This window comes from Cupriavidus sp. HY129, from assembly GCF_059492215.1.
The window spans coordinates 2,553,904-2,577,682 of record NZ_CP083255.1; the positions used below are offsets into that span (position 1 = coordinate 2,553,904).

The 23,779-nt window shown below is 64.8% G+C and carries 24 protein-coding genes; 8 read left to right on the forward strand and 16 right to left on the reverse strand.

Annotated features, from left to right (window positions below; genetic code table 11):
* Positions 1-4: 4 nt before the first annotated feature.
* The 6 genes from K6G35_RS27800 to tcuA all read right to left on the reverse strand — a co-directional run bounded on the left by K6G35_RS27800 (position 5) and on the right by tcuA (position 6,231).
* Positions 5-412, reverse strand: a complete 408-nt coding sequence (locus K6G35_RS27800) for a response regulator (RefSeq protein ID WP_186425636.1) — start codon at positions 410-412, stop codon at positions 5-7.
* Positions 413-543: 131 nt separating this feature from the next.
* Positions 544-1,569 (reverse strand): D-2-hydroxyacid dehydrogenase, encoded by a 1,026-nt coding sequence (locus K6G35_RS27805; protein WP_052018194.1) that lies wholly within the window; start codon positions 1,567-1,569, stop codon positions 544-546.
* Positions 1,570-1,578: 9 nt separating this feature from the next.
* Complete coding sequence (locus tag K6G35_RS27810) at positions 1,579-2,559, reverse strand: Bug family tripartite tricarboxylate transporter substrate binding protein (RefSeq protein ID WP_008652460.1); 981 nt, start codon at positions 2,557-2,559, stop codon at positions 1,579-1,581.
* Positions 2,560-2,807: 248 nt separating this feature from the next.
* Positions 2,808-3,596: a class II aldolase/adducin family protein gene (locus tag K6G35_RS27815; RefSeq protein WP_008652461.1), complete on the reverse strand. Its 789-nt coding sequence runs from the start codon at positions 3,594-3,596 to the stop codon at positions 2,808-2,810.
* 42 nt (positions 3,597-3,638) lie between these two features.
* A complete protein-coding gene (gene tcuB, locus K6G35_RS27820; RefSeq protein ID WP_286882534.1) occupies positions 3,639-4,811 on the reverse strand; it encodes a tricarballylate utilization 4Fe-4S protein TcuB in 1,173 nt (390 codons plus the stop codon).
* A complete protein-coding gene (gene tcuA, locus K6G35_RS27825) occupies positions 4,798-6,231 on the reverse strand; it encodes an FAD-dependent tricarballylate dehydrogenase TcuA (RefSeq protein WP_286882535.1) in 1,434 nt (477 codons plus the stop codon). The genes tcuB and tcuA overlap by 14 nt, the downstream gene beginning before the upstream one ends.
* Before the next feature lie 318 nt (positions 6,232-6,549).
* Between tcuA and K6G35_RS27830 the strand changes: the two genes are divergently transcribed.
* Entirely contained in the window at positions 6,550-6,927 is a 378-nt protein-coding gene (locus K6G35_RS27830) for a hypothetical protein (RefSeq protein ID WP_008652464.1), read from the forward strand.
* Positions 6,924-7,340 (forward strand): type II toxin-antitoxin system VapC family toxin, encoded by a 417-nt coding sequence (locus K6G35_RS27835; RefSeq protein WP_008652465.1) that lies wholly within the window; start codon positions 6,924-6,926, stop codon positions 7,338-7,340. Before K6G35_RS27830 ends, K6G35_RS27835 begins: the two co-directional genes overlap by 4 nt.
* Positions 7,341-7,513: 173 nt before the next feature.
* On the opposite strand, the gene K6G35_RS27840 is transcribed toward K6G35_RS27835, so the two are convergent.
* The 4 genes from K6G35_RS27840 to K6G35_RS27855 all read right to left on the reverse strand — a co-directional run bounded on the left by K6G35_RS27840 (position 7,514) and on the right by K6G35_RS27855 (position 11,148).
* The gene (locus K6G35_RS27840; RefSeq protein WP_008645050.1) at positions 7,514-8,464 is read right to left on the reverse strand and encodes a LysR family transcriptional regulator; all 951 of its coding nucleotides are present in this window, start codon (positions 8,462-8,464) and stop codon (positions 7,514-7,516) included.
* A 111-nt stretch (positions 8,465-8,575) separates the two neighbouring features.
* Positions 8,576-9,289 (reverse strand): 4-carboxy-4-hydroxy-2-oxoadipate aldolase/oxaloacetate decarboxylase, encoded by a 714-nt coding sequence (locus K6G35_RS27845; RefSeq protein WP_008645052.1) that lies wholly within the window; start codon positions 9,287-9,289, stop codon positions 8,576-8,578.
* Positions 9,286-10,023, reverse strand: coding sequence for a PIG-L deacetylase family protein (locus K6G35_RS27850; RefSeq protein WP_011518694.1), 738 nt, complete (start codon positions 10,021-10,023; stop codon positions 9,286-9,288). The genes K6G35_RS27845 and K6G35_RS27850 overlap by 4 nt, the downstream gene beginning before the upstream one ends.
* A 117-nt stretch (positions 10,024-10,140) precedes the next feature.
* The gene (locus tag K6G35_RS27855) at positions 10,141-11,148 is read right to left on the reverse strand and encodes a tripartite tricarboxylate transporter substrate binding protein (RefSeq protein WP_035883274.1); all 1,008 of its coding nucleotides are present in this window, start codon (positions 11,146-11,148) and stop codon (positions 10,141-10,143) included.
* Positions 11,149-11,248: 100 nt separating this feature from the next.
* On the opposite strand from K6G35_RS27855, the gene K6G35_RS27860 reads away from it, so the two are divergent.
* A complete protein-coding gene (locus K6G35_RS27860; protein WP_495676701.1) occupies positions 11,249-12,136 on the forward strand; it encodes a LysR substrate-binding domain-containing protein in 888 nt (295 codons plus the stop codon).
* Between the two features lie 68 nt (positions 12,137-12,204).
* Here the strand turns inward: K6G35_RS27860 and alaC are convergent, their stop codons facing one another.
* From alaC to K6G35_RS27880, 4 genes are all read right to left on the reverse strand, one after another.
* Entirely contained in the window at positions 12,205-13,422 is a 1,218-nt protein-coding gene (gene alaC, locus K6G35_RS27865) for an alanine transaminase (RefSeq protein ID WP_008645063.1), read from the reverse strand.
* Positions 13,423-13,565: 143 nt separating this feature from the next.
* Positions 13,566-13,967, reverse strand: coding sequence for a hypothetical protein (locus tag K6G35_RS27870; protein WP_008645064.1), 402 nt, complete (start codon positions 13,965-13,967; stop codon positions 13,566-13,568).
* 99 nt (positions 13,968-14,066) lie between these two features.
* On the reverse strand, positions 14,067-14,879 hold the full coding sequence (locus K6G35_RS27875; protein ID WP_008645065.1) for a siderophore-interacting protein: 813 nt from the start codon (positions 14,877-14,879) through the stop codon (positions 14,067-14,069).
* A complete protein-coding gene (locus tag K6G35_RS27880) occupies positions 14,876-15,469 on the reverse strand; it encodes a PadR family transcriptional regulator (RefSeq protein ID WP_317915496.1) in 594 nt (197 codons plus the stop codon). The genes K6G35_RS27875 and K6G35_RS27880 overlap by 4 nt, the downstream gene beginning before the upstream one ends.
* A gap of 316 nt (positions 15,470-15,785) precedes the next feature.
* Here K6G35_RS27880 and K6G35_RS27885 point away from each other — a divergent pair, with 316 nt between their 5' ends.
* Positions 15,786-16,514: an SDR family oxidoreductase gene (locus K6G35_RS27885; protein WP_495676702.1), complete on the forward strand. Its 729-nt coding sequence runs from the start codon at positions 15,786-15,788 to the stop codon at positions 16,512-16,514.
* Between the two features lie 57 nt (positions 16,515-16,571).
* Positions 16,572-17,165 (forward strand): 2-hydroxychromene-2-carboxylate isomerase, encoded by a 594-nt coding sequence (locus K6G35_RS27890; protein ID WP_008645068.1) that lies wholly within the window; start codon positions 16,572-16,574, stop codon positions 17,163-17,165.
* Positions 17,166-17,226: 61 nt separating this feature from the next.
* On the opposite strand, the gene K6G35_RS27895 is transcribed toward K6G35_RS27890, so the two are convergent.
* Positions 17,227-18,774, reverse strand: a complete 1,548-nt coding sequence (locus tag K6G35_RS27895; protein WP_008645069.1) for a methyl-accepting chemotaxis protein — start codon at positions 18,772-18,774, stop codon at positions 17,227-17,229.
* Positions 18,775-18,991: 217 nt separating this feature from the next.
* On the opposite strand from K6G35_RS27895, the gene K6G35_RS27900 reads away from it, so the two are divergent.
* Positions 18,992-20,140, forward strand: a complete 1,149-nt coding sequence (locus K6G35_RS27900; protein ID WP_035883270.1) for a DSD1 family PLP-dependent enzyme — start codon at positions 18,992-18,994, stop codon at positions 20,138-20,140.
* A 25-nt stretch (positions 20,141-20,165) separates the two neighbouring features.
* Here K6G35_RS27900 and K6G35_RS27905 read toward each other — a convergent pair whose 3' ends face one another.
* A complete protein-coding gene (locus tag K6G35_RS27905) occupies positions 20,166-20,651 on the reverse strand; it encodes a hypothetical protein (protein ID WP_008645072.1) in 486 nt (161 codons plus the stop codon).
* A gap of 456 nt (positions 20,652-21,107) precedes the next feature.
* On the opposite strand from K6G35_RS27905, the gene K6G35_RS27910 reads away from it, so the two are divergent.
* Positions 21,108-21,323, forward strand: a complete 216-nt coding sequence (locus tag K6G35_RS27910) for a hypothetical protein (RefSeq protein ID WP_008645073.1) — start codon at positions 21,108-21,110, stop codon at positions 21,321-21,323.
* Between the two features lie 51 nt (positions 21,324-21,374).
* Complete coding sequence (locus K6G35_RS27915; protein ID WP_495676703.1) at positions 21,375-23,519, forward strand: phosphocholine-specific phospholipase C; 2,145 nt, start codon at positions 21,375-21,377, stop codon at positions 23,517-23,519.
* Positions 23,520-23,779 lie beyond the last annotated feature (260 nt).

Sequence of the window (23,779 nt, forward strand, 5' to 3'; positions counted from 1 at the left end):
GCTCCTATTGGTCGTCTCGCCAAAGGTAACGGCCCAGGACCGACTGGAGCGTCTCGTAGCTGACCGGCTTCGTCAGCACCATGCCGATGCCGGCCTCCAGGCACGCGAGTCGCTCCTCGGGTCCAGCGGTGGCCGTGATGGCGACGATGGGCAGGTCGGGGGCCACCTGCCCCGCCTTGCCCGTGCGAATTCTGCGCGCGAGCGCCAGTCCTTCGATGCCGGGCAGGCTGAGGTCCGTCAGCAGCAGCGCGGCCGGGCCGCTTTCCAGCGCCCTGAGCGCGTCGGCACCGTCCTCGCAGAGCACCACCTCGCAGCCACCAATGCCCTTGAGCTGGTCCTCCAGCACGAGCAGGCATACGGGATGATCCTCCGCGACGATGACGCGCGGCAACGGCGGTTTATTGGCAGGCATGGACACGGTACGTGGCAACAGAAAATCGGCTGTCGCTATTGTGCATGTCGACGCAGCGACAAGGTTGCTGAAAACTCCGCAACTTCCCGCATCGGTTTGCAGCCTTTTCTGCAACCCCTTCCAATTTGCCGTTAGGCTGAGACGTTTCGCAATGTCTGACCCGCCAACCGACGGCGAAGATTGTCCAGGAAGATGTCGACCACACGCGCCGCATTGCCGTCCGAGAAACCGGCGCTATGCGGCGTGGCAATGACGTTCGGCAACGACCATAGCGGCGACGTCGCCGGCAATGGCTCATGCGCGAACACATCAAGGTATGCGCCGTCCAACCTTCCTTCTGTCAGTGCGTCGATCAGCGCTGGCTCGTCCACCACTTCTCCACGCGCCACATTGACCAGCCGCGCGCCAGCCGGCAATCGCCGCAGGGCCGCGCCGTCGACCAGCCCACGCGTCCGGTCCGTCAGAGGGCAGGCCAGTATCAACCAGTCCGTACGGGGAAGCACCTCGTGCAGGGTATCGAACGTAAAAGTCTCGAACCCTTCGCCAGCCGGCGTCGGCTGTTGCCGGACCACGGCCACCGACATGCCGAGCAGGCGCAGCATGGCACCGAGCTGCTGCCCGATCGGGCCCCACCCCACAATGGTTGCGGTCTGCCCCCGCACGTCACGCGGCAATCCCGTGCCGAGCAACGGGGCCCAGCGTTGCTCGCGCTGGGCGGCGAGCAGCAGCGGAAAATGCCTCGCCAGCGCCAGCAATCCCGCCAGCGCGGTTTGCGCCACCACTCCCGCATTGGCGCCGGAAGACGTGGTGACCGTTACCCCGCGCTGCCGCAACTGGCCGAACACGGCGCGATCGGCGCCGGCCGAATGCACATGCACCCATCGCAGCGCGGGCGCCTCGAGCATCGCCGAGTAGAAGCGCTGCGTGTCCGGCAGGATCTGATGCTTGGTCGATAGCCCGGTCACATCGCGCGACACGAAGGCGATATCGACATCGACACCCTTCGGATCATCAGTGGCAGGCGCCAGTACCGGCAGCCACGGCGTGCCGTCCATGGCCAGATCGATCGCGGCGCGATGCTCCCTCAGCGTTAGTTCGGACAACAGGATGCGCAATGGCTGGACGGCTTCTAGAGACTTCGGCTGAGTTTGAGACATGTCTGAATTTCAATCGACAGTGGCACCGGAGGCCTTGACCACGACCTTCCACTTCTCATATTCCTTGCGCGTGAAATCACCGAACTGCTGCGGCGAGCCGCCGACCGGATCGGCGCCTTCACGAACCATCTGCGCCTGCAGCGATGGCAGGATGTCATTTACGGCCTGATTGACCCGGGTGACAACCTCGGCCGGCGTGCCCTTCGGTGCGAAGAAGCCGAACCACGAGCCAGCCTCGAAGCCAGGGAAGCCCTTCTCCGCCACCGTCGGCAGATCCGGCAGCGAGCGGGAACGCTTCGCGCTAGTCACCGCCAGCGCGCGCAGCTTGCCTGCCTGGATCTGCGAGATCACCGATGGAATCGTGGCGAACATGAACTGGACGCGCCCCGAGAGCAGGTCGTTCAGCGCATCGGCACCCTTGTAAGGCACATGAGTGGCCTGGGCACCGATGCGTTCACTGAACATGAAGCCCGACAGATGCGACGACGTCCCCACCCCGGTCGAGCTGTAGTTGAGCTTGCCCGAGTTCGCCTTGGCATAGGCCACGAACTCGTCGAAGTTCTTTACCGGCAGCGCGGCCGGCACGACGAGCACGTTCGGCACGTCGGCGATCTGCACCACCGGCACCAGATCGGCCAGCGGGTCGTAGTTCAGGCGCTTGTAGAGCGTCTGATTGATCGAGATCGGCCCCACCGAGTTGACCAGCAGCGTGTAGCCATCGGCCGGCGATCGGACAACGTACTCGGTGCCGATATTGCCGCCCGCGCCGGGACGGTTGTCCACCACGAAGGATTGCTTGAAGCGCTGGGCAAGTTGCTGGCTGACGCTGCGCGCCAGCATGTCGGTGGTACCGCCTGCGGTGAAGGCCACCACCACACGCACGGGCTTGGCCGGATACGGAGTGCCTTGCGCCGACGCCTGCGCGGCGAACGTGAAACCAGTGGCGGCCAATGCAGTAGCCAGCCATCGAACGGGGGCGAATCGATGCATGTCTTGTCTCTCTTGTTTATATAGTTCTTATGCGCACCGGGACGATCTTGCGCGGGCCCGGCGCCATGCCACCAGTCGGGACCCGCGATTCGGGGCACAGATCCCGCCGGTTCGCCACTAGCCATCCACGCCTCTGCGGGCGTTGGATGGCATTCAGGCCTTCTTCTTCAGGTGCAACGGTGATGCGGTAAAACGGTAACGCGGTAAGGCGGTAAGGCGGGGATACGGGAATGCGTTAATTCGGCTTCCTAGTCGCGGAAGCTCGGGTCCAGGCGATCAAGCTTGCGCAGCAACGCTGGCCACTCCATGACGCCATACGGACGGCGCGTGCCCGGCTGATAGTTACTCCACGTGGCTTCCAGCACGTCCGCCGACACCTGCTGCAGCGGCGTGTTGCACGACATCGCCGCCACCTGCGAGCGGCAGGCCAACTCGAGCCGATGCATCCAGTTGAACGCCTCGCCCACGGTATTGCCAACGGTCAGGGCACCGTGATTGCGCAGGATCAGCGCCTCGCCCTTGCCCAGGTCTTCAAGCAGCGACGCCTGCTCGGCGGTATCGAGCACCACGCCCTGGTAGTCGTGATAGCCGATCTTCAGGAAGCGCATCGCTGTCTGCGTGATCGGCAGCAAGCCGCACGCCAGGGACGACACCGCCATCGATGCCCAGCTATGGGTATGAATCACACACGCCACCTCGGGCCGCGCGTGATGCACCGCGCTGTGAATCACGTAGCCGGCCTTGTTGATGCCGTAGTTCAGCGAACCGAAGTCCGGCTTCGACAGGATGTTGCCCGCGTGGTCCACCTTGATCAGACACGATGCGGTGATCTCCTCGTACATCATGCCGTACGGGTTGATCAGGAACGCATCCTCTTCATCCGGCACGCGCACCGAGATGTGGTTGGCCATCATGTCGGCCATGCCATAAAGCTCGACCAGCCTGTAGCACGCGGCGAGATCGACGCGCGCTTGCCACTCCGTGTCGCTGCACTGGCCGCGCATCGAGGGGATGTTCAGCACACCCGGTTTCGTCATGATCCTGTCTCCCTTTTCGGTTTCTTGATTCGATTCGATGTCTTAGTCGGCGCCCAGCGCGAGATCGCTCGGCCGGCGCTTTTCGATGTTGTACTTCAGCAGCGCCGCGCAGCGGTAGATGCCATGCGCGAACTTGCCGTACGGCAGCGTCAGGAACAGCGCCATGACGATGCCGAGGTGAATGGCCAGCGCTGTGGCCATCGCACCGGTATCGCGCAAGGCCAGCAACGCCAGCCCGCTCGCGCTGGTCAGGAACAGCAGCGCGATGAATCCACGGTCCATCGGCTTCTGATCCGGATCGCCGGTGCGCGGGTCGCGCCGCACATTGAGCCAGAACAGACCGGCGGTGCCGATCAGCAGGCCGATGCCGCCCACCGTGCCAAGCAGCACAGGCAGGCTCGTCAGCGCGTACGGTGCATGCAGATCCAGCAGGTAGTGATACAGCGTGGCCACCGTCGTCGCGGCAAAGCACAGCATGAAGCCGTAGAACGTGAAATGGTGGAAGCGCCGGCGCAGCAGCGTGAACGCGTCGTCCTCGTTGTTGCAGCCTTCGCCGTGCCCACCGCCGAGATACTTGAGCCGCAGCGCATCGTGCGCGGCGCCGCCCACGGCCGCACCGCCGTCATCACTGGCTCGCGTGCCGGGCGTTACCTGCTGCCAGAACCGCGTCACCCCGATGCCCAGCGCGACGATGGCGAAGACAAACACCACGCCGAACATCACTGCCAGCAGATTGTGCGGGAAGATCGCGTAGAAGTTGCCAGCCAGCGGCGCGTGCAGCAGGCTGCCACGCATCGCCAGCACCATCAGCAGGAACAACGCCAGGCCGCCAGCCAGCGCCAGCGCCGTGGTCAGCCCCGCGCGCCGGTACAAACCGCCGAGCGCGGCGGGAAATGCGTAGTCGCCGTAGGTCTGCACACGCACCTTGGCCATCGCCTGCGGAATATTGACCGCGAACTCATGCGGCGGCGCGTACTGGCAGGCGTGATAGCAGGCGCCACAGTTGTGGCACAGATTGGCCAGATAGTGGATATCGGCCTTGGGAAACTCCAGCCGGCGCGTCATTGCCGGGAACACCGCGCAGAAGCCCTCGCAATAGCGGCAGGCGTTGCAGATCTGCAGGGTGCGGGCCACTTCGCCTTCGTCTGCAGTCAGCGGCAGCGCGCCGCGCGCCAATGCCGCGGCCTCGCGCGTCAGCGCTTCAAGATGTTGCATATTCCTTTTCCGTTGATGCCTGTGAGGCACGCCTGGCCATGCCCTTTGCCGCCTTGGCGGCCTGCGTGCCGGCAATCCGGCCGAACGCGGTGCCGATCGCCATGCCGACGCCAGCGGTATAGCCCTTGCCGAGCACGTTGCCAGCCATCATCTCGCCGGCCACGAACAGGTTGTCGCTCGGCTTGCCATCGAAATGCACGGCCGACTCTTCGTTGACCTTCAGTCCCAGGTACGTGAACGTGATGCCTGGGCGAAGCGCGTAGCCGAAGAACGGCGCGGTGTCGAGCGGCCGCGCCCAGTGAGTCTTGGACGGCGTCACGCCTTCGGTGTGGCAATCGTCCAGCACCGTGTGGTCGAACTTGCCGACCCGGCACGCGGCGTTGTACGCGTTGATCGTCCGCATGAACGTGGTTTCGTCGAGCCCGAGCTTGCGCGCGAGTTCCGGCAGCGTATCGGCCTTCACGCCCGGGAACACCGGCGGCATGAAGCGCCCGACGGCCTTTGCGTCGATGATCGAGTAACCGATCTGCTGTGGCTGCTGCGCGACCAGACGGCCCCAGATCGCATAGCGCTTGGGCCAGAAGTCCTCGCCTTCGTCGTAGAACCGCTCCGCGTTGGCGTTGAGCACGACCCCGAGCGAGACGCAATCGATTCGCGTGCAGATGCCACCGTCATAGAGCGGCGCGCGCGCGTCGATAGCCACGCAGTGCGACTGCGACGGGTCACCGATCGCGTCGGCGCCCGCGGCAATCATGTGCTTGAGCAGCACGCCCATGTTGAAGCGGGTGCCGCGGATCAGGAAGTTATCGGCGGGCCATTCGCCCCGCTCGTTCTGGCCCCAGGCCTCCCGCAGCCACTCGCGGTTCGATTCGAATCCGCCGGCCGCCAGCACGCAGGCGCGTGCTTCAATCCGCTCGGCGCCGATACGCGCCGCCACGAATCGGCTGCCATCGAGCTCGATGGCGTCGATTGGGGCGTTGTACCGAATCTGCACGCCGAGCGCCTCGGCGCTGCGGTAGTACGCATTGACGAGCGCCTTGCCGCCGCCCATGAAGAACGCATTGGTGCGAGCCACGTGGAGCGCGCCAGATAACGGTGGCTGGAAATGCACGCCATGGCTGCGCATCCAGTCCCGGCACGACGACGACGCGCGGATCGCAAGCCGCGCCAGCTTCTCGTCGGTCAGGCCGCCGGTCACTTTCAGCAGATCCTGCCAGTACTCCTCTTCGGGGTACGCGTCGACCAGCACGTCCTGCGGAGCGTCATGCATGCAGCGCAGATTGCGTGTGTGGGAGGAATTACCGCCGCGCCATTCTCGCGGCGCGGCTTCCAGCAGCATCACGCTGGCGCCCGCTTCACGGGCCATCAGCGCTGCGCAAAGGGCGGCATTGCCGCCGCCGATCACCAGGACGTCGATCATGACCGGGCGTCCTGAGTGCGGGGATTGGGGGTGGGGGTGGAAATTGACACGCCTTTCTGAGCCTTCCTGGAGTCTGTCCGGGACTGTAGCCGCCCGCTCAGGGCCTGCTAACCCGTTGACTGGCATGGGGGTATCACGATTTGTGATGGGACAGCCAAGCCGGGCCCGAGGCGGGAAACAGGTGGCGGAGGATCGCGATGGGGTTGCATGGGAGGCCTTTCAGATCCGTCTCATATCCATCCCGGCTGCGCTGGCCCAGAGTATCGAACACGGCACCCGCGGTGCCGCTCTCTCAACCTCCAAGGAGCCGTTCACATCATGGATGACATCATCGAATTCAGTACCTCCAGGCGTGCCAGCCAGACCGGCACGGAAGGCCCCTGCCCCCATCTGCTGGCATTGCGGGGCTGTATGCGGCACGACGGCCGGCCGCTGACACCCGGGCAGATCGACCTGCTGATCAAATCCTCCGTCATGGAGGAATTCATGTCCAGCATGGGGTGGGACCCCACCACCGTCGTCAATGCGGGGGACTGGCCGGCTCTTGAGGACATGCCGTACGCCGGAGCATCGGCGAACCCGCTGTTCGGCTGCTTGGCTCAGACCTACCGCGAGCAGGGCGTGGAGTTCTATGTGCCGAGTACGGATTTCTTCCGGCCACTGGCCGCTGGCCAACCTGGAGGGCGTCAGGGATGATCGGGCTGGACACCTGCGTGCTGGCGCGGCTGATCCTGGACGACGATGCCGTACAGTCGCCGATCGCCGCCGGTCTGGTCGCCAGTCTGACCTCCCAGCGGCCCGGCTACGTGTCGACAGCGGTCATCCTGGAACTGGCATGGGTGCTGCAGCGGCGCCGCTCGCGGCCCGAGATCATCCGGGCCATCTATCGCCTGCTCAGGAGCCGGGCGCTGCGGGTCGAGTCCGCTCCAGTCGTCTATCGCGCGTTGGCGATGCTCGCGTCGGGGAACATCGGTTTCGCCGATTGCCTGATCGACCGTGCCGCGCACGCAGAGGGCTGCGAATACGTCGCCACGTTCGATCACGCCGCCGGCCACATGCCCGGGTTTCGCGATATCGGGCGTCATCCGTACCCGCTATCCCTCCACTAAGAGGCGCTATCAAAATGAAGCGAAGCGGTTCTGGCTAGGGTGAAGCAGGGGTTTCGGCTCGTATGCGAGCCGCCTGCGGAACGGCATGTGCCTGCGAGCACATGCGCGCCCTGCAAGGGGGCGGCCGCAGACAGTACAAGTGGACTGGCCAAGGGCGCGCAACGACGCCAGAATCATTTTGATAGTGCCTCTAGCAGCCGTGCCCCGCGCCAACCTCCCGATCGCACCAGACCACGCGCCGTATCGGCCAGCACCACCCGCAGCGCCAGCGCAGCGGGTGACAACTCATCGTCCGACAGACTGCAAAGCAGGTTCTGACGACCTACCTGCGGATCGTCGATCTGCGCCAGGTGAAATCGCGTTTCCGCATCGGGATAGCGCCCCACTGCCGCCCATGGTTGCAGCGTGGTGCCGAAGCCCATGTCGACGGCATCCATCAGCATCGCCAGCGAATCGATCTCCTGCGTGACATGCGGCACAACCTTGGCCCGGGAGAATGCCGCATCGAGCGTGCTGCGCAGACCATGAACACCGGTGGGCATGATCAGCGGCACCTCGGACAGATCGGCCATGGTCAGACGCGTGGGCGGCTCGGCCTTACCCTGCGGCAAGGCATTGCGGGACTGAATCAGGAAAAGCGTCTCCTCAAGCAGCGGCATGACCGTCCAGCGCCGCGCGGCATGGGTATCGAACAACACGGCCAGATCAAGCTGGCGCGCATTGAGCATCGCGGTCAGGTGTCCCGACAGGCTTTCGACAATATGCAGTCGCACGTCGGGATAGCGCTCGCGCATCGCGCGAATCAGCGGCACACCGATCACCGAGGCCGTGGTCGGCGCCAGCCCGACACTGACCGTACCGGTCAGCCGCGCCTGATGCGCGGCGCGGCGCGCCTGCTCCGCGTGCCGCAGCGTCAGCTGGGCTTCGTGAAAGAACGCAAGGCCCGCTTCAGTCGGCGTCACGCCGTGTGGCGTCCGGCGCAGCAGGCGCGTGGCCAGTTCGCTCTCGAGCCGGCTGATCTGCTGGCTGACAGCCGATTGCACCATGTCGAGCTCAAGCGCCGCCCGGCTCATGCTGCCGAGTTCGACCACTCGCACGAAGTATTGAAGCTGGCGCAATTCCATCTGTGTCCCCTGGCATCGCTACCGCCGATTCCGGCGGCAACGATCGTCATCTCGTGGGACGTCTTATACCAGATGCGAAACCCGGCGCGCCGAGACGCCGGCTCCGGGGTCTCAGGCTTCGTTGGCGCCGCTGTACCAGTCGACAGTCTGATCTAGGTACACCAGACCCTTTTCAGCCAGCCCCGGACGCATGTTGTACATGTCGACGCCCAGCACGCCGGAGGCCAGCTTCTCGCGCTTGCCAGCTTCCAGCGCCTCCCGCTCGGCCGCCTTCGCGGCGATGTCCGCCGCTTGCGGTCGCGCCACGACGACCACACCGTCATCGTCCGCGACGATCACATCCCCGGGTCGTACCAGCGTGCCGGCGCAGACCACCGGTACGTTGACCGCGCCCACGGTCTCCTTGACCGCGCCCTGCGCGGAAATCGCGCGGGACCAGACCGGAAAGCCCATGGCATTCAGCGTCGACACGTCACGCACACCGCAATCGATGATCAGCCCGCGCGCGCCGCGCGCCTTCAGCGACGTTGCCAGCAGATCGCCAAACACGCCGTCGGTGCAGTCGCTCACCAGGCCCACCACCAGCACATCGCCGGGCTGAACCATTTCCACGGCCACATGGATCATCCAGTTGTCACCGGGATGCATCAGCGCCGTGACGGCACAGCCCGAGATTGCCGAACCGGACTGGATCGGCCGCAGATATGGCTTCATCAGCCCGGTACGGCGCTGGGCCTCATGCACCGTCGCCACGCCGAACTTGCCAAGCGCTTCGACATCACGCGACTCGGCGCGCAGGATATTGCGATAAGCGACGGTTCTCATGCCAGGACCTCCGAGACTTGCGGGAAAATGCGGGCGTAGCCCTCACCGTGGGTAATCTTGCGATCGGAATTGCGCGTTGCCTGCGCGCCCCGCTGAAGCGCGACGCGGGTGTAGTACTCCCACAGGTGTTCCTGCGCGGCCATGGTCGTGAACGCGCGCTGCTTCTTCTCCCAGACCGCGGAGATATCGAGCAGCACGTCCGGCTTCCAGTTGCACTGCTCCGGCTGGTGCGGCTCGAACAGGAACACGGGCGGCGCGCCGATCACCGGCACTTCGGGCTTGTAGCCATGCGCCTGGGCGATGATGCGCGCTTCCTGCGCTACGTGGGTGGCCAGTGGGTGGTCGAAGTTATAGATGTCTTCACGCGAGTGCGTCAGCACCAGTTCCGGGCGAATGTCGCGATAGATGTCGGCCAGCCGCAGCAGCGCTTCGTCGGGCACGCGCAGCGGATAGTCGCCCAGATCGAAGCATTCGAGCGTGCCGCCCAGGATCTCGGCGGCGCGTTCGGCTTCCTCGCGACGCGCGACCTTGACCCGGTCCATCGTCATGCCCGGCTGCCGCCACATCTTCGCGGACTCGCCGCGCTCGCCGAACGACAGGCACACGATGCGCACGTGATAACCACGCTCGGCGTAAAGCGCGATGGCACCGCCCGCGCGCCAGACAAAATCAGCGGCGTGGGCGCTGACCACCAGGATGGAAGGCTTTGCAGCCGATGCTTGTTGTACGGACATGGCAATACGAAAAACGTTTTCGAGAGAATGGGCGCAGTCAGGCGCCCGGATGCGGCCTCGATCGGCCGCTCAGTCAACCACTCAGTTGGCCACTCAGTCAGCCGCTCAGTCGGCCCCTCAGTCGGCGGTAATCCCAGCCTTGCGGATCACCCCGGTCCAGGTCGTGGTTTCCGAGCGGATGAACTGGCCGAACTGCTCGGGCGTGCCTGAGACGATCGTCACACCAAGCTGACCAAGCTGCTTGCGCACGTCGGCATCATTCAACGCGGCGTTGGCCGCCGTGTTCAGCGCCTTGACGACCGGCGCGGGCGTCTTGGCGGGCGCCACGAGTCCCCACCAGACCGAGGCCGTAAAGGCGGGCAGCCCTTCCTCCTTCGAGGTCGGGACATTGGGCAGCAACGCCGAACGGCTGGCGCTGGCCACCGCCAGCGGCCGCAGCGTGCCGGACTTGATATGGCTGATCACTTCAAGCGGATTGATCGGCATGAACGTCAGGCGTTCGCCGATCAAGTCGGTAATGGCGGGCGCGCCGCCTTTGTATGGAACGTGCAGCACGTCGATGCCAGCGGACTCCTTGAGCATTTCGCCCGCAAGGTGGCCCGAGCTGCCGTTGCCGGCCGAACCGAAGCTAAGTTTGCCCGGTTCCGCCTTGGCCTGGGCGATCAGCCCCTTCATCGATGTGATGTTCGACTTGGCCGGCACGACCACCACCAGCGATGCCTCGCCAATCCGCGCCACTGGCGCGAAATCCGTGGCCGGGTTGAAGCTGAGTTTGTTGAACAGCGCTGCGTTCGTCGCCAGGCTGTTCGATGCCATCATGATCGTGTAGCCGTCGGCCGGGGCCTTGGCCACGAAGTCCATGCCGATATTGGTGCTGGCGCCGGGGCGGTTATCGACGATGATCGGCTGCTTGAGTTGCTGGCTCATGCGCTGGCCAATTGAGCGAGCCACGATATCGACCGCGCCGCCCGCCGCATACGGCACGACCAGCCGGATCGGGTGGTCGGGATACGCGTCGGCACGGGCCGTCTGGGCACCGATTGCCAGCGCGGTGGCCAGCATTGCGGCCAGAATCGGGCGGCTCCCGCCCTGCAAAACATGAATACGAGCGAGCCCGCGCAGCATGATGTCTCCAGATGTTATTAATCTCCTGGCACATTTTCGGCGCGGGCCGTGATACTGTCCAATATGTTTTCAGGTGGCTCGTTATTTCGAATTCGTATCAATGGACTTTCGCCAACTTCGCTATTTCGTGGCCGTGGCCGAGGCGCTGAGCTTCAGCGAGGCCGCCCGCCGGCTGCATGTCAGCCAGCCGCCGCTCAGCATCCAGATCAAGGCACTGGAAGATGAACTGGGCAGCCCGCTGCTGGAACGGTCGCGCCATCACGTGGCGCTGACGCCGGCCGGAGAACTGTTCCTGGACAAGGCACGGGCGGCACTGGCCAATCTCGAGGAAGCGCGTGACGTGGTCAGGCAGGTGGCCTCCGGCGAAGCAGGAGAGATACGGGTGGGATTCACGGCGTCGGTGCCGATGCAGGATGTCTTTCCGCGCGCCGTGCACGCCTTCCGCGAGGCACATCGCCATGCCCGGCTTGAACTGGTGCACATGTCCACTGGTCAGCAGCTCCAGCAACTCGAAAGTGGCGAAGTCGACATTGGATTCCTGCGTCCCTCGCCTCAGTTCCGGCCACCGGCGCGTATTGAAGTGCGGGAAGTCCTGGCGGACCGTCTGGTAGCGGTGCTACCGGTCGGCCACCCGTTGGCGCGATCGAATGAGCAGACAAAGATCGACATCAGTGAACTATCCGGCGAGAAGTTCCTGCTGTTTCCCCGCGGACTCGGCTGCGGCCTGTTCGACCACGTGACCACACTGTGCAATCGCGCCGGATTCGCGCCGAATGTCGCGCAGGAAGCGCGCGAGGCCACCACGATCATCGGTCTGGTAGCCAGTGGTGCGGGGGTGTCGGTGCTACCGGCGATCTACGCGCGCACGGGCATCCCCGGCGTGGCATACCGCGCCATCGCCGGGCCCGACGCAGGCAGCCGCATCCTGATGGCGCATCGCGCGGATGCGCTATCGCCGATCATGAAACGGTTCGTGGGATATTTCTGAGGTTGGGTGTTGCCGATTGCTGGCTCCCCTCTTCCGCTCGCGGAAGAGGGGAAAAAACCAACTGCAGATCAGCCGCCTGGCGCCGTCACCAGCCCATCCGCGCGGAACATCGCCTTGATCCCGCGCACGGCCTGACGGATACGCGATTCGTTCTCGATCAACGCGAATCGCACGTACTCATCGCCGTAGTCACCAAACCCGATACCGGGGGATACGGATACCTTGGCCTTGGCCAGCAGTTGTTTGGAAAACTCCAACGAGCCGAGCGCGCGATAGGGTTCCGGGATGCGGGCCCAGATGTACATCGAAGCCTTTGGAATATCGACTGGCCAGCCCGACTCGATCAGCCCGCGTGCCAGCACGTCGCGGCGCGACTGGTACTGGGCGGCAATTTCCTTTACGCACTGCTGGTCACCCTCGAGCGCGGCGATCGCCGCCACCTGCAGCGGTGTGAACGTACCGTAGTCGTGATAGCTCTTGATACGCGTCAGCGCGGCCACGAGGTCGGGATTGCCGACCATGAAGCCAATCCGCCATCCCGCCATGTTGTAGCTCTTGGACAGCGTGAAGAACTCCACCGCGATGTCCTTCGCGCCCGGCACCTGCATGATCGACGGCGCCTTCCAGCCATCGAAGACGATATCGGCATAAGCCAGGTCGTGCACCACGAAGATGTCGTGCTTGCGCGCCAGCGCAATCACACGTTCGAAGAAATCGAGCTCCACGCAGGCCGCCGTCGGGTTGGACGGGAAACCCAGCACGATCATCTTGGGCTTCGGGTAGCTGCCGCGAATCGCGCGTTCCAGTTCGGCGAAGAAGTCGATACCCGGCGTCAGCGGCACTGAACGGATGTCTGCCCCCGCGATCACCGCGCCATAGATATGGATCGGGTAGCTGGGGTCGGGCACCAGCACGGTGTCGCCACGGTCCAGCGTGGCCAGCATCAGGTGCGCAAGGCCTTCCTTCGAGCCGATCGTGACGATCGCTTCCTTGTCCGGATCGATATCGACGTCATAGCGTTCGCGGTACCAGTGCGAGATCGCACGACGCAACCGCGGGATGCCCTTCGACGCCGAATACCCGTGCGTGTCCGGCCGCTGCGCGGCGTCGACGAGCTTGGCCACGATATGCGGCGGCGTGGCGCCATCGGGGTTGCCCATGCTCATGTCGATGATGTCCTCGCCACGGCGGCGGGCGGCCATCTTGAGCTCGGCAGTGATATTGAAAACGTACGGGGGAAGACGATCGATGCGCGCAAAGCGGCGCTTGCCGGAATCGGCAGTCATGTGGAGTCCTTTACGTAAGCGCCCGGAACCGTCCGAGCGACGTCGCGACCGTTGTCTCGGTCGCTGGGGACTGAATTTAGCAAGACGCGCGCGATCGCACAACCAATAAATTGCACGCGTCGAACAACGCGCGTTGCGCTGCGTTACTGGAACATGCCGCTGGGCGGCTGCGTCGGACGATCCGGAGGAAGATGGCGCACGATGCAATCGAGCGCATCGGCATTGGACTTGGTACCCCCCATCGACCCGGCAATCGCGTCGCGATACTGCGGCACATCGATGCGGCTGTAGTAAAGCCTGGAGGTCTGGTCGAGCCAGTAGACGTAGTCGCTGTCGCTATCGGTGGTGCCGCTGCGCAGCCACTCGCCCAGGTTGTGGTTGCCAAGCCGCGTGTCGGCGCACGCATCCTGGATCGTGTTCAGATATTTGTTGAGGCCATGGGCCTCGTAGTTACGCACGGAGTCGGGGGCGCACGCCGCGGTGCCAACAGCGGCGGCGATGGCGGCGGCAACGGCAAACAATGGCGACAGGCGAAGGCGCGGCATGGCAGATCCCTGTGTCGATGAGCGTGGCGATTAGTGTATCCGCGCCACGCCCCTGCCGGAGCCCGCGACGAAAAATTTCAGATGTCGAGATTCAACTCTTCAGTCGTCGATCGTTTCATGCACCGCCGCATTGCCGCGTTTCCAGTAAGCCGATGCGCGAATACGCGACTTGTCGATGCCGCGCTCGCCCACCAGATACTGGCGCACCTCGCGCATCGCGGCGGCCTCGCCAGCAGCCCAGACGTAGCCTTCGCCCTGCGGCAAGCTGAGCCAGCGAAGCGTCGGCGCAAGCTGGCTACCTTCGGGCCGGCCTTCGCGGTGCACCCAGTGCACTTGCGCATTCGGCCCTGTCGCGAGCGGAATCTGCGCCGAGGCATCCGACACCTCCGCCACCACGATCACACGGGCGTCCGGGCCCAGTTCCTCGATACGACGAGCCATGGCTGGCAGCGCGGTGTCGTCGCCGATCAGCAGATGCCAGTCGAACCCGCGCGGGATCACGAACGAACCGCGTGGGCCGCCCACGCCGAGATACTGGCCCGGCTGCGCTTGCGCCGCCCAGGTGGAAGCAGGCCCGTCGCCATGCAGCACGAACTCGATGTCGAGTTCGCGGGCTGTGTTGTCGTATCGGCGGGGCGTGTAGTCGCGTGTCTCTGGCCGGGGCTGCCCTTCCGGAAAACGGATGCCGTCGGCCCCCACTTCTGGCAGCGCAGGCTTTTCCGCACCCGGGGGCGGGAAAAACACCTTGATGTGATCGTCGAACGAGCCCGAGACGAAATCCGCGAGGTCTTCGCCACCCAGTGTCACGCGCAGCAACTGCGGCGATACCCGGTGCGTGCGCAGCACCTTGAGCAGGCGCATCTTGAGCGGATGGCGGACGCGCTCGACTGTCAGATTGCGGTCGTCATTCATGCGTTCTGGTCTCCCGATTCGATGTCATCCGCCGCGCGGCTCAGGATGGCGGCAATCCGGCGCTGTTCGTCTGGAGACGCACCGCTGCGAAGCGCCAGCGCCTGCTTGAGTCGCATCCGCGACGCCACGAACTCGGGCACCCATCCGCCCTGCTCGGGCTCGCGCTGCGGCTCGCCGCGCATGGCCCGGCGCATCCAGTCCATCTTGCGCGCCACGTGCTGCAGCCGTGCCAGCATCTGCTCCAGCCGCTCACGGTTCTCTTCCAGATAGGCGCGACCGGCGTCTGCCAACTGGTAGCGCTTCTTGTTGCCCTCGGTATCGACCGTTGCGTAGCCGAGATCCTCCAGGAAGGTCAGCGCGGGGTAGACCACACCCGGGCTCGGCTTGTAGAACCCGCCCGTGCGCGCCTCCAGCGCCTTGATCAGCTCATAGCCGTGTGACGGCTTTTCCTCTAGCAGCGACAGCAACAGCAGTTGCAGATCCTCGGCGCTGAACTTGCGGCCACGGCGCAGGCTTTCGCCATCGAAGCCATCGGAGCCGTCCCAATCCCCACCGCCTCCACGGGACCAGAAGCTGCCACCTCGGCCCATCGCGTGGATCAGCACGCGCAAGCCATCGTGACGCTGCCCGCGCCAATGCCCGTGTCCGCCATGCCGCCCTTGATGACCTTGGCGACCTTCACCCCTACCATCAGAACCAAAGCAGTCCCTCATGATTGCACTCCAATAAGTCTTACGATGCATCTTAAGATATATATCGTACGATATAAAGTCAAGGACGGATTCTCAGGTCATACGGTATGGGATCGTTCCTGTCATAATGCAAGCCACTACGCAAACACCCAGGACACCCAAGGCATTCCACGCAGCACCCTTTCCGCAATTCAACCTGGCAGGAGGAGACACCGTGCCTGAGAAGAAAGCCATCCTCGTCGTCGGCGCCGGCGACGCCACCGGGGGCGCCATCGCCCGCCGCTTTGCCCGCGAGGGTTATGTCGCCTGCGTCACCCGACGCGATGTCGACAAACTCGCGCCACTGGTCGAGCAGATTCGGGCCGAAGGCGGCGAAGCCCATGCCTTTGGCTGCGACGCGCGCAAGGAAGAAGAGACGGTTGCCATGATCGAGCGCATCGAGCGCGATATCGGGCAACTGGAAGTCGCGGTGTTCAACATCGGCGCGAACGTGAATTTCCCGATTCTGGAAACCACCTCGCGCGTCTACTTCAAGGTCTGGGAGATGGCCTGTTTCGCAGGCTTCCTGATGGGCCGCGAAGCCGCACGCGTCATGGTGCCCCGGCAGCGCGGGTCGATTTTCTTCACCGGCGCCACTGCAAGCACGCGCGGCCGCGAGGGCATGTCGGCATTCTCGGGCGCGAAGCACGCGCTGCGCGCGCTGGCGCAAAGCATGGCACGTGAACTTGGCCCGAAGAACCTCCACGTCGCCCACCTGATCATCGACGCCGCCATCGACACCGCCTTTATCCGCGACAATTTCCCCGACCGCTACGCCACCAGGGCACAGGACGGCATCGTCAATCCGGAGCATATCGCGGACACTTACTGGATGCTGCATCAACAGCCACGCGATGCCTGGACCCATGAACTCGATCTGCGTCCCTGGATCGAACACTGGTAATCGCCCTCAAGCCAGCATTGCCAAGAAGCACAAAGCCGGACACAAAGGAGACATGCAATGACCAAGCAGGTGGAATTTTTCTTCGATTTCGGCAGTCCTTACTCGTACCTGGCGTACAAGGAACTGCCTCGCGTGGCGGCGCGTACCGGCGCCACGATCGTGTGGCGGCCGATGCTGCTGGGCGGGGTATTCAAGGCCACGGGCAACCATAGCCCGGCCGAGATTCCGGCCAAGAGCAAGTGGTCGTCCGGCGATACCGAACGCTGGGCCCGGCGCTACGACGCACCGTTCCGGCACAACCCGTTCTTTCCGGTGAACACGCTGACCCTGATGCGTGGCGCGATCGGCTACCAGCGCAAGGGCGACGCCGAGTTCCATCGCTATGTCGACGCGATCTTCAGCGCGATGTGGGAACACGGCAAGAACCTCAACGACCCGAACGAGATCGGCAAGGTGCTGGTGGCGGCGGGATTCGACCCGCGCGAGGCACTGACGATGCTCGACGACCCCGAGGTCAAGGCCGAACTCAAGCAGGTGACCGAAGAAGCCGTGGCACGCGGTATCTTCGGCGCGCCAAGCTTCATCGTCGATGGCGAATTGTTCTGGGGCAACGACCGGCTGACGTTCGTCGAGGAACAACTCGCCAGCTAACGCCACCTGCCCGGGTAAATCCCCCTCGGGCGGCCCTTCAGGTTGCCCCTCAGGCGAACCATCAAGCCGCCAGCTTGAACGTTGTCACGGCAGCGGCAAGCTGGTTGGCCTGGGATTCGAGCGAATCCGCGGCGGCAGCAGCCTGCTCCACCAAGGCAGCGTTCTGCTGGTTCACCTGCTCCATCTGCGACACCGCCTCGCTGACCTGCGAGATACCCGATGACTGTTCGATCGATGCGGCCGAGATCTCATTGACGGTATCGGCCAGTCGCCGCACGGCCACCACGATGTCCTCGATCGTGCTGCCGGCCTGCTCTACCTGCGCGCTGCCGGCGCCCACCTTGTCGACAGACGAATCGATCAATGACTTGATCTCCTTGGCGGCCCCTGCGCTGCGCTGGGCCAGCGCGCGCACCTCGCCAGCCACCACCGCGAAACCGCGGCCCTGCTCGCCGGCACGTGCCGCTTCCACGGCGGCATTGAGTGCCAGGATGTTGGTCTGGAATGCGATGCCGTCGATCACGCCGATGATGTCCACGATCTTCTGCGAGCTGGCGTTGATCTCGCTCATCGTCTGCACCACGCCGCGCACCACCTCGCCACCGCGCGATGCCAGATCCGCCGCGTCGCGGGCCAAGCCGCTGGCGCGCGTGGCGCTCTCCGCGTTATTGGCCACCGTCGACGTCAATTCCTCCATGCTGGCGGCAGTCTGCTCCAGCGCCGAAGACTGCTGCTCGGTACGCGACGACAGGTCGGTATTGCCCGCGGCAATCTCCTTCGCGCCGGTTGTCACCGCATCGGAGCCCGCCCGCACCTTCGCCACGGTGTCCGTCAGCCCATGCTGCATTCGCGACAGCGCGCGCAGCAATTGTCCGATTTCATTGCGGCCGGCTTCGGGCACCTTGATCGTCAGATCGCCGTCCGCCACGCGCATGATCAGGTCGCACGCCAGGTGCAGCGGCGCCACAACCAGCTTGCGCAGCGCCAGATGCACGACCACGATCAGCAGCACCGACGCCACCATGCCGACACACACCAGGATCAGCACCCGGTTGAAACGGGTGCTGATCCTGGCGATCACGGCTTCCGTGTGCTGCGTGGCGAGCGCCTCGAAACGCTCGACATCAGCCGAGTACTTCGTGCCTGTAGCCGTGATGTCCTTGTCGTTGATCGCCACGAAACCATCGGGATCATCCTTGCGCAACGCTTCGAGTCCCCGTTGCACAGCGTCATTGTGTGCCCGTGCGACAGCGACCATGGCTTCGCGTGTCGAGGCATCCAGCCCCTCCAGGACAGGCGCGTTGGCAAAGCGTTCCAACGCATCGGTGGACTTGCGGATCGACCCTTCCGCATTGCCGATTGCCTCGGCATTGATGCCGCCACCGGCTTTGGACGAGTTGTACGCACGCGTCAGCGCGGCGCGCGCGCGTGTCATGTCCTTGTAGGCGCTGTTAAGCAACTGCACACGCGCCGATACCTGATGCATGTCCTCCGCGGACTCACTGGCTGCGTACAACTGGGTCACGCCCAACGCCGCGCCAAACACGATCATCAGGCCGAAAATCACCAGGGTCGCCAGCAGGCCGTGGCGGATGCTCAGGTTATTCATGGGGCTCAACAGATAAGGGTGCAAGCCCGCCTTAACGACGCCCTCGCCTGAAGCTTGAGCCTATCCATGATCTTCATTTGCGATAGATCAAATGCGGGGCTTGCGAGAGGCTTTTTCAGCACCCCCGGGCGGCGGTATCGCGGACCGTGCTACGCTGTCTCGCGCATCGTGTGGTTCGTATCGCCGGTCCTGCTCCCCAGTCAACCGCCATCTCGCCATGTCCATCGCCTTCGACCTGCCTCCCGCCGCGCGTACCGGCCAGCCCGTAGACGCCATCGACACGCCTTCGCTCGTTGTCGACCTGGATGTCTTCGCCCGCAACATCAGCCGGATGCAGACCGCGGCCGACATGGCCGGCGTCAAGCTGCGTCCCCACGCCAAGGCACACAAGTGCCCGGATGTTTCGGTCGCGCAGATCGCCGAGGGCGCAGTGGGCATCTGCTGCCAGAAGGTCAGTGAGGCCGTGCCGTTCGCGCGCGCCGGCATCCACGACATCCACATCAGCAATGAACTCGCCAGCCCGGCCAAGGCGGCGCTGCTGGCCGAAATGGCCCGGCATGCGCGCATGAGCGTGTGCGTCGACGACGTGGCGCAGATCGACGCGCTGGCCAGTGCCGCCTCGGCGGCAGGCAGCACGGTCGATGTCTTCGTCGAGATCGATGTCGGCCAGGGTCGCTGCGGTGTGCGGGATGCATCCGAGGCGCTGCGGCTCGCGGAGCGCATCGCGAAACACGCGCCACTGAAATTTCGGGGCCTGCAGGCATATCACGGGGGCGTCCAGCATCTGCGCGGCTGGGCCGAGCGTCGTGACGCCGCCGCACGGGCTGCCGAGCGCACCGGTAGTGTCATCGCGCGCCTCGCCGCAGTCGGCGTGCGCTGTGACGTGGTGACGGGCGGCGGCAGCGGCAGCGTGGAGTTCGACCTGACCAGTGGCGTCTATACCGAAATCCAGCCAGGTTCCTACGTATTCATGGACGCAGACTACGGCAGCAATGCCTACACGGGCACGCTGCGCTTCGAACATAGCCTGTTCATCGCCACCACGGTCATGAGCGTGGCGGCGGGAGACCGCGTGATCCTGGATGCGGGACTGAAGTCGATGGCAGTCGATTCCGGGCTGCCGTGGATCTGGGCCGATGGCGCGGCGTCGACGACGCTCGACTACGTGGCAGCCAACGACGAGCACGGCATTGTGAAGCCGCGCCGCGCCGACACCCCCGAGGCGTTGCCCGCACTGGGCAGCCGCGTCATGCTGGTGCCGGGCCATTGCGACCCGACCCTGAATCTCTATGACGAGATCATCGGCGTCCGGGCCGGCGTGGTGGAATGTGTCTGGCCGATCAGCGCGCGTGGGCTGAGCCGCTGATTGCCGGAACTGGAGCGCCCGCCCGCTACGCGAGTTGGGCGGCGATTTCGTTCAGATCGGCCCGCGCCCAGATCGCGCCGGTCCAGGCCTCGAAACGGAGATCCGACAAGGGAATCGGCATCAGCGTGCCAAGCCAGTCGGTCGGCGCCGCGCCGCAGCGCAGTCCGTTGGCCACCATCGTCATGGCCTCGGGCACGTCGATTTCCGCCACACGCGTGACGGTCGGCCACGGTACCAGGCGCACGTCCAGCGCCGACAGACCAAATCGGTAAAGACCAAATCGGGTATGCAACGCCCCGCGCGTCAACGTGTGACGCGCTTGACCCAGCCCGTCGTCCTTGCTCGCCGACGGGTCCCACTGCTGGTTGCGTGAGAACCAGAGAATCTCCTGCTTGCCCAGGCGCGGCTCCCGCATCAATGCGGCAGCCGGCACGAGACGCCCGGCGCGCGCGATCGCGGCCAGTGGCGTGCCCACCGTGTAGTGCCAGACATAGTCGGGTTGGTTGTTCATGATGCAACTCCTCCAAGCGCCCTGCTCAGTTACCAGACTGGGGGCGGGAAGCCCTGATCACAAGCAAGGTCACGGCTTGTTGCACCCGCAACAAGAATGGGGTCAGACGCGTCCAGCACGGGTGCCACCTCCCTGCAGCCCAGGACTGGCGCGGCTTTCAGGGAAACATCGCCAAGTTGAAAGCCGCGCCGCTGCGTCAAAATTCGAGGGAAGCGTCTAAAACCATAGCACACGGTTTGGTGCATCGCAGCACAATATTCTGATGATTCAGATAATTTGACAGCTTGCCCGACTGGCCCAAAGCGCAAAAAAGACCGATGCCGTCATCGGAATTCTTGGGCCCGATGTCACTGCGAGGACAACCTGGCTGCTTACGCTGCGAAGCGCATCGCGAGTCACGCGACGCGCCGCTGCAAGACAGCAGCGGCCGGCCATACCCCGCACGAGACACCGACCATGATCGACGCAATCCGCACCATCACCCGGGCCCGCACCCGCGGGTGCCTGGCGGCCCTGCTGCTGTGTGCGACCCTTGCCGCCTGTGGCGGCGATGGCGACGGCAGCACTGGCAACTCCGGCACCACGCCACCCACCAGCACCACGCCCGGCGGCACGACACCCGGCGGCGACACTCCCGATTCCGCCAAGCCGCTCATGAAATGCGCGCCCTGAGCACCGACGGACGCTACCAACAACGACACGCTTGACCAGGGCAGAACCGCTATGAACTCCAGCAGCCGACGCAATTTCCTGAAGATGGCCGGCAGCAGTGCCGCCGCCACCGCCGCGCTTGCCGCATTCCCGCCGGCCATCCGCCGCGCGCTGGCCATTCCGGCCAACAACGCCACCAAATCGATCCGCGACGTCGAATACGTTGTGATCCTGACGCAGGAGAACCGCTCGTTCGATCACTACTTCGGCACCATGAACGGCGTGCGCGGCTTCAGCGACCGCTTCCCGATCCCGCTGCCGGGCGGCCGCAACGCCTTCCAGCAGACCTACGCCAGCAACAACATCAACCGCGTGGTGCTGCCGTATCACCTGGACCAGACCGCCGGCAACGCCCAGCGCGTGAGCGGCACGCCTCACAGCCAGCCCGACGCGCAGGCCGCGTGGGACCTCGGCCGCATGAGCGCGTGGCCCACCGCCAAGAAGACCCAGTCGATGGGCTACTACACCGAGCAGGAACTGGGCTTCCAGTACGCGCTCGCCAATGCATTCACGCTCTGCGACGCCTACCACTGCGGCTTCCACGGTGGCACCAACACGAACCGGCTGTTCCAGTGGACCGGCACCAATGATCCGTTCGGCAAGAACGGCGGCCCGGTGATCGACAATAGCGGCGACTCGCTCGACGCCACCGGCATCAACTACACCTGGACCACCTATCCGGAACGCCTGCAGGCTGCCGGCGTGACCTGGAAGGTCTACCAGAACATGCCGGACAACTTCACCGACAATCCGCTGGCTGGGTTCAAGCAATACCGCGCGGCCAACGCGGCGCTGGGCAATACCGCCAACGGCTCGCCCTATACGCCGTACACGCCGGCCAACGACACGGTGAACCCGCTCTTCAAGGGCATCGGCAACACCATGCCCGATGGCGGCTTCCTGCAGGCACTGCGCGATGACATCGCCGCCGGCACGCTGCCGCAGGTATCGTGGATCGTCGCGCCAGCAACCTACTCGGAACACCCGGGGCCGTCGAGCCCGGTGCAGGGCGCGTGGTACACGCAGCAGTTGCTCGACGCGCTGACGGCCAACCCCGCGATCTGGAGCCGCACGGTCCTGCTGATCAACTTCGACGAGAACGACGGCTTCTTCGACCACGTGCCGCCGCCGTGCGCCCCCGCGCTCGATGCCACGGGCAATCCCGTCGGCTACACGACGATGGATGCATCGACCGAGTACTACAGCGTCGACAAGACGCCGTTTGGTCCCGGCCCGCGCGTGCCGATGTACGTCGTGTCGCCGTGGAGCCGTGGTGGCTGGGTCAACTCCCAGGCCTTCGATCACACCTCGATCCTGCGCTTCCTCGAACAGCGCTTCGGCGTGGCGGAAACCAACATCAGTGCCTACCGCCGCGCGATCATGGGTGATCTGATGTCGGCGTTCGACTTCGTCAACCCGAATAGCAACACGGCCCTGGCCTTCACGCCGCTGCAGAAGACCGATGCCGACACGCTGCGCGCCGCGCAGGATGCCAAGGCGCAGATTCCCGCGCCGACGGTTGCCACCCAGTCGATGCCCACCCAGAAGAGCGGCACGCGCCCGTCGCGCGCGCTGCCCTACACGCTGCATACCAGCGGCTTCGAGGACCCGTCCACGAACACGGTCTGGCTGCGTTTCAAGAACGACGGCACCCAGGCCGCGGTATTCCACGTGTACGACCGCCTGCATCTGGGCGATGTGCCGCGCCGCTATGCGATCGAGGCGGGCAAGTCCTACGACGCGAAGCTCGACGTGAGCCGCGACAGTGGTCGCTACGACCTTTGGGTGCTTGGCCCGAATGGCTATCACCGCGCGTTCGTCGGCGATATCAGCGCGCAGAAGGCTGCCGGCGGCGGTGCCGCGCCCGAGATTCGCGTGTGCTACGACGAGGCCAACGCCCAGGTCTGGCTCACGCTGATCAACCGTGGCAGCGCAACGTGCACGTTCACGGTCAAGCCAAACGCCTATCGGAACGACGGCCCCTGGACGTTCGAGGTCCCGGCCGGCAAAGAGGTCGATCAGCACTGGCCCGTGGGATCGCAAGGCAATTGGTACGACTTCACGGTCACCACGCAGCAGGGTGGTTTCATGCGCCGCTTCGCTGGCCGGCTGGAGAACGGCACGCATACCGTCTCCGACCCGACCATGGGCGCCTGACAACAGCTCATGGCAGCCGGCCCGGCAGCCTCGCAGTTGCCGGGCCGGTGAGCCGCGCAGCCAGGTAATCGCCCATCCGCGGGATGCCCACGGCATCCCCGGGCCCGACTCCATGTTGAAGTAACGACCCCCCTCGGCGTCGGCGCTGTCATCACCTCCGTCGCGCCATGAAGCATCATGATGGCCAGCCCCACCCCGGCACCGAATTGGCCACACACAGGCCTTCGTCACGCTGTCATATTTCCGCCTTATAGTCGGCA

Excerpts from the sequence above, each read along its gene's own strand:
- K6G35_RS27800 (WP_186425636.1), bottom strand. The coding sequence starts at position 412 with ATGCCTGCCAATAAACCGCCGTTGCCGCGCGTCATCGTCGCGGAGGAT.
- K6G35_RS27805 (WP_052018194.1), bottom strand. The coding sequence starts at position 1,569 with ATGTCTCAAACTCAGCCGAAGTCTCTAGAAGCCGTCCAGCCATTGCGC.
- K6G35_RS27810 (WP_008652460.1), bottom strand. The coding sequence starts at position 2,559 with ATGCATCGATTCGCCCCCGTTCGATGGCTGGCTACTGCATTGGCCGCC.
- K6G35_RS27815 (WP_008652461.1), bottom strand. The coding sequence starts at position 3,596 with ATGACGAAACCGGGTGTGCTGAACATCCCCTCGATGCGCGGCCAGTGC.
- tcuB (WP_286882534.1), bottom strand. The coding sequence starts at position 4,811 with ATGCAACATCTTGAAGCGCTGACGCGCGAGGCCGCGGCATTGGCGCGC.
- tcuA (WP_286882535.1), bottom strand. The coding sequence starts at position 6,231 with ATGATCGACGTCCTGGTGATCGGCGGCGGCAATGCCGCCCTTTGCGCA.
- K6G35_RS27830 (WP_008652464.1), top strand. The coding sequence starts at position 6,550 with ATGGATGACATCATCGAATTCAGTACCTCCAGGCGTGCCAGCCAGACC.
- K6G35_RS27835 (WP_008652465.1), top strand. The coding sequence starts at position 6,924 with ATGATCGGGCTGGACACCTGCGTGCTGGCGCGGCTGATCCTGGACGAC.
- K6G35_RS27840 (WP_008645050.1), bottom strand. The coding sequence starts at position 8,464 with ATGGAATTGCGCCAGCTTCAATACTTCGTGCGAGTGGTCGAACTCGGC.
- K6G35_RS27845 (WP_008645052.1), bottom strand. The coding sequence starts at position 9,289 with ATGAGAACCGTCGCTTATCGCAATATCCTGCGCGCCGAGTCGCGTGAT.
- K6G35_RS27850 (WP_011518694.1), bottom strand. The coding sequence starts at position 10,023 with ATGTCCGTACAACAAGCATCGGCTGCAAAGCCTTCCATCCTGGTGGTC.
- K6G35_RS27855 (WP_035883274.1), bottom strand. The coding sequence starts at position 11,148 with ATGCTGCGCGGGCTCGCTCGTATTCATGTTTTGCAGGGCGGGAGCCGC.
- K6G35_RS27860 (WP_495676701.1), top strand. The coding sequence starts at position 11,249 with ATGGACTTTCGCCAACTTCGCTATTTCGTGGCCGTGGCCGAGGCGCTG.
- alaC (WP_008645063.1), bottom strand. The coding sequence starts at position 13,422 with ATGACTGCCGATTCCGGCAAGCGCCGCTTTGCGCGCATCGATCGTCTT.
- K6G35_RS27870 (WP_008645064.1), bottom strand. The coding sequence starts at position 13,967 with ATGCCGCGCCTTCGCCTGTCGCCATTGTTTGCCGTTGCCGCCGCCATC.
- K6G35_RS27875 (WP_008645065.1), bottom strand. The coding sequence starts at position 14,879 with ATGAATGACGACCGCAATCTGACAGTCGAGCGCGTCCGCCATCCGCTC.
- K6G35_RS27880 (WP_317915496.1), bottom strand. The coding sequence starts at position 15,469 with ATGGGCCGAGGTGGCAGCTTCTGGTCCCGTGGAGGCGGTGGGGATTGG.
- K6G35_RS27890 (WP_008645068.1), top strand. The coding sequence starts at position 16,572 with ATGACCAAGCAGGTGGAATTTTTCTTCGATTTCGGCAGTCCTTACTCG.
- K6G35_RS27895 (WP_008645069.1), bottom strand. The coding sequence starts at position 18,774 with ATGAATAACCTGAGCATCCGCCACGGCCTGCTGGCGACCCTGGTGATT.
- K6G35_RS27900 (WP_035883270.1), top strand. The coding sequence starts at position 18,992 with ATGTCCATCGCCTTCGACCTGCCTCCCGCCGCGCGTACCGGCCAGCCC.
- K6G35_RS27905 (WP_008645072.1), bottom strand. The coding sequence starts at position 20,651 with ATGAACAACCAACCCGACTATGTCTGGCACTACACGGTGGGCACGCCA.
- K6G35_RS27910 (WP_008645073.1), top strand. The coding sequence starts at position 21,108 with ATGATCGACGCAATCCGCACCATCACCCGGGCCCGCACCCGCGGGTGC.
- K6G35_RS27915 (WP_495676703.1), top strand. The coding sequence starts at position 21,375 with ATGAACTCCAGCAGCCGACGCAATTTCCTGAAGATGGCCGGCAGCAGT.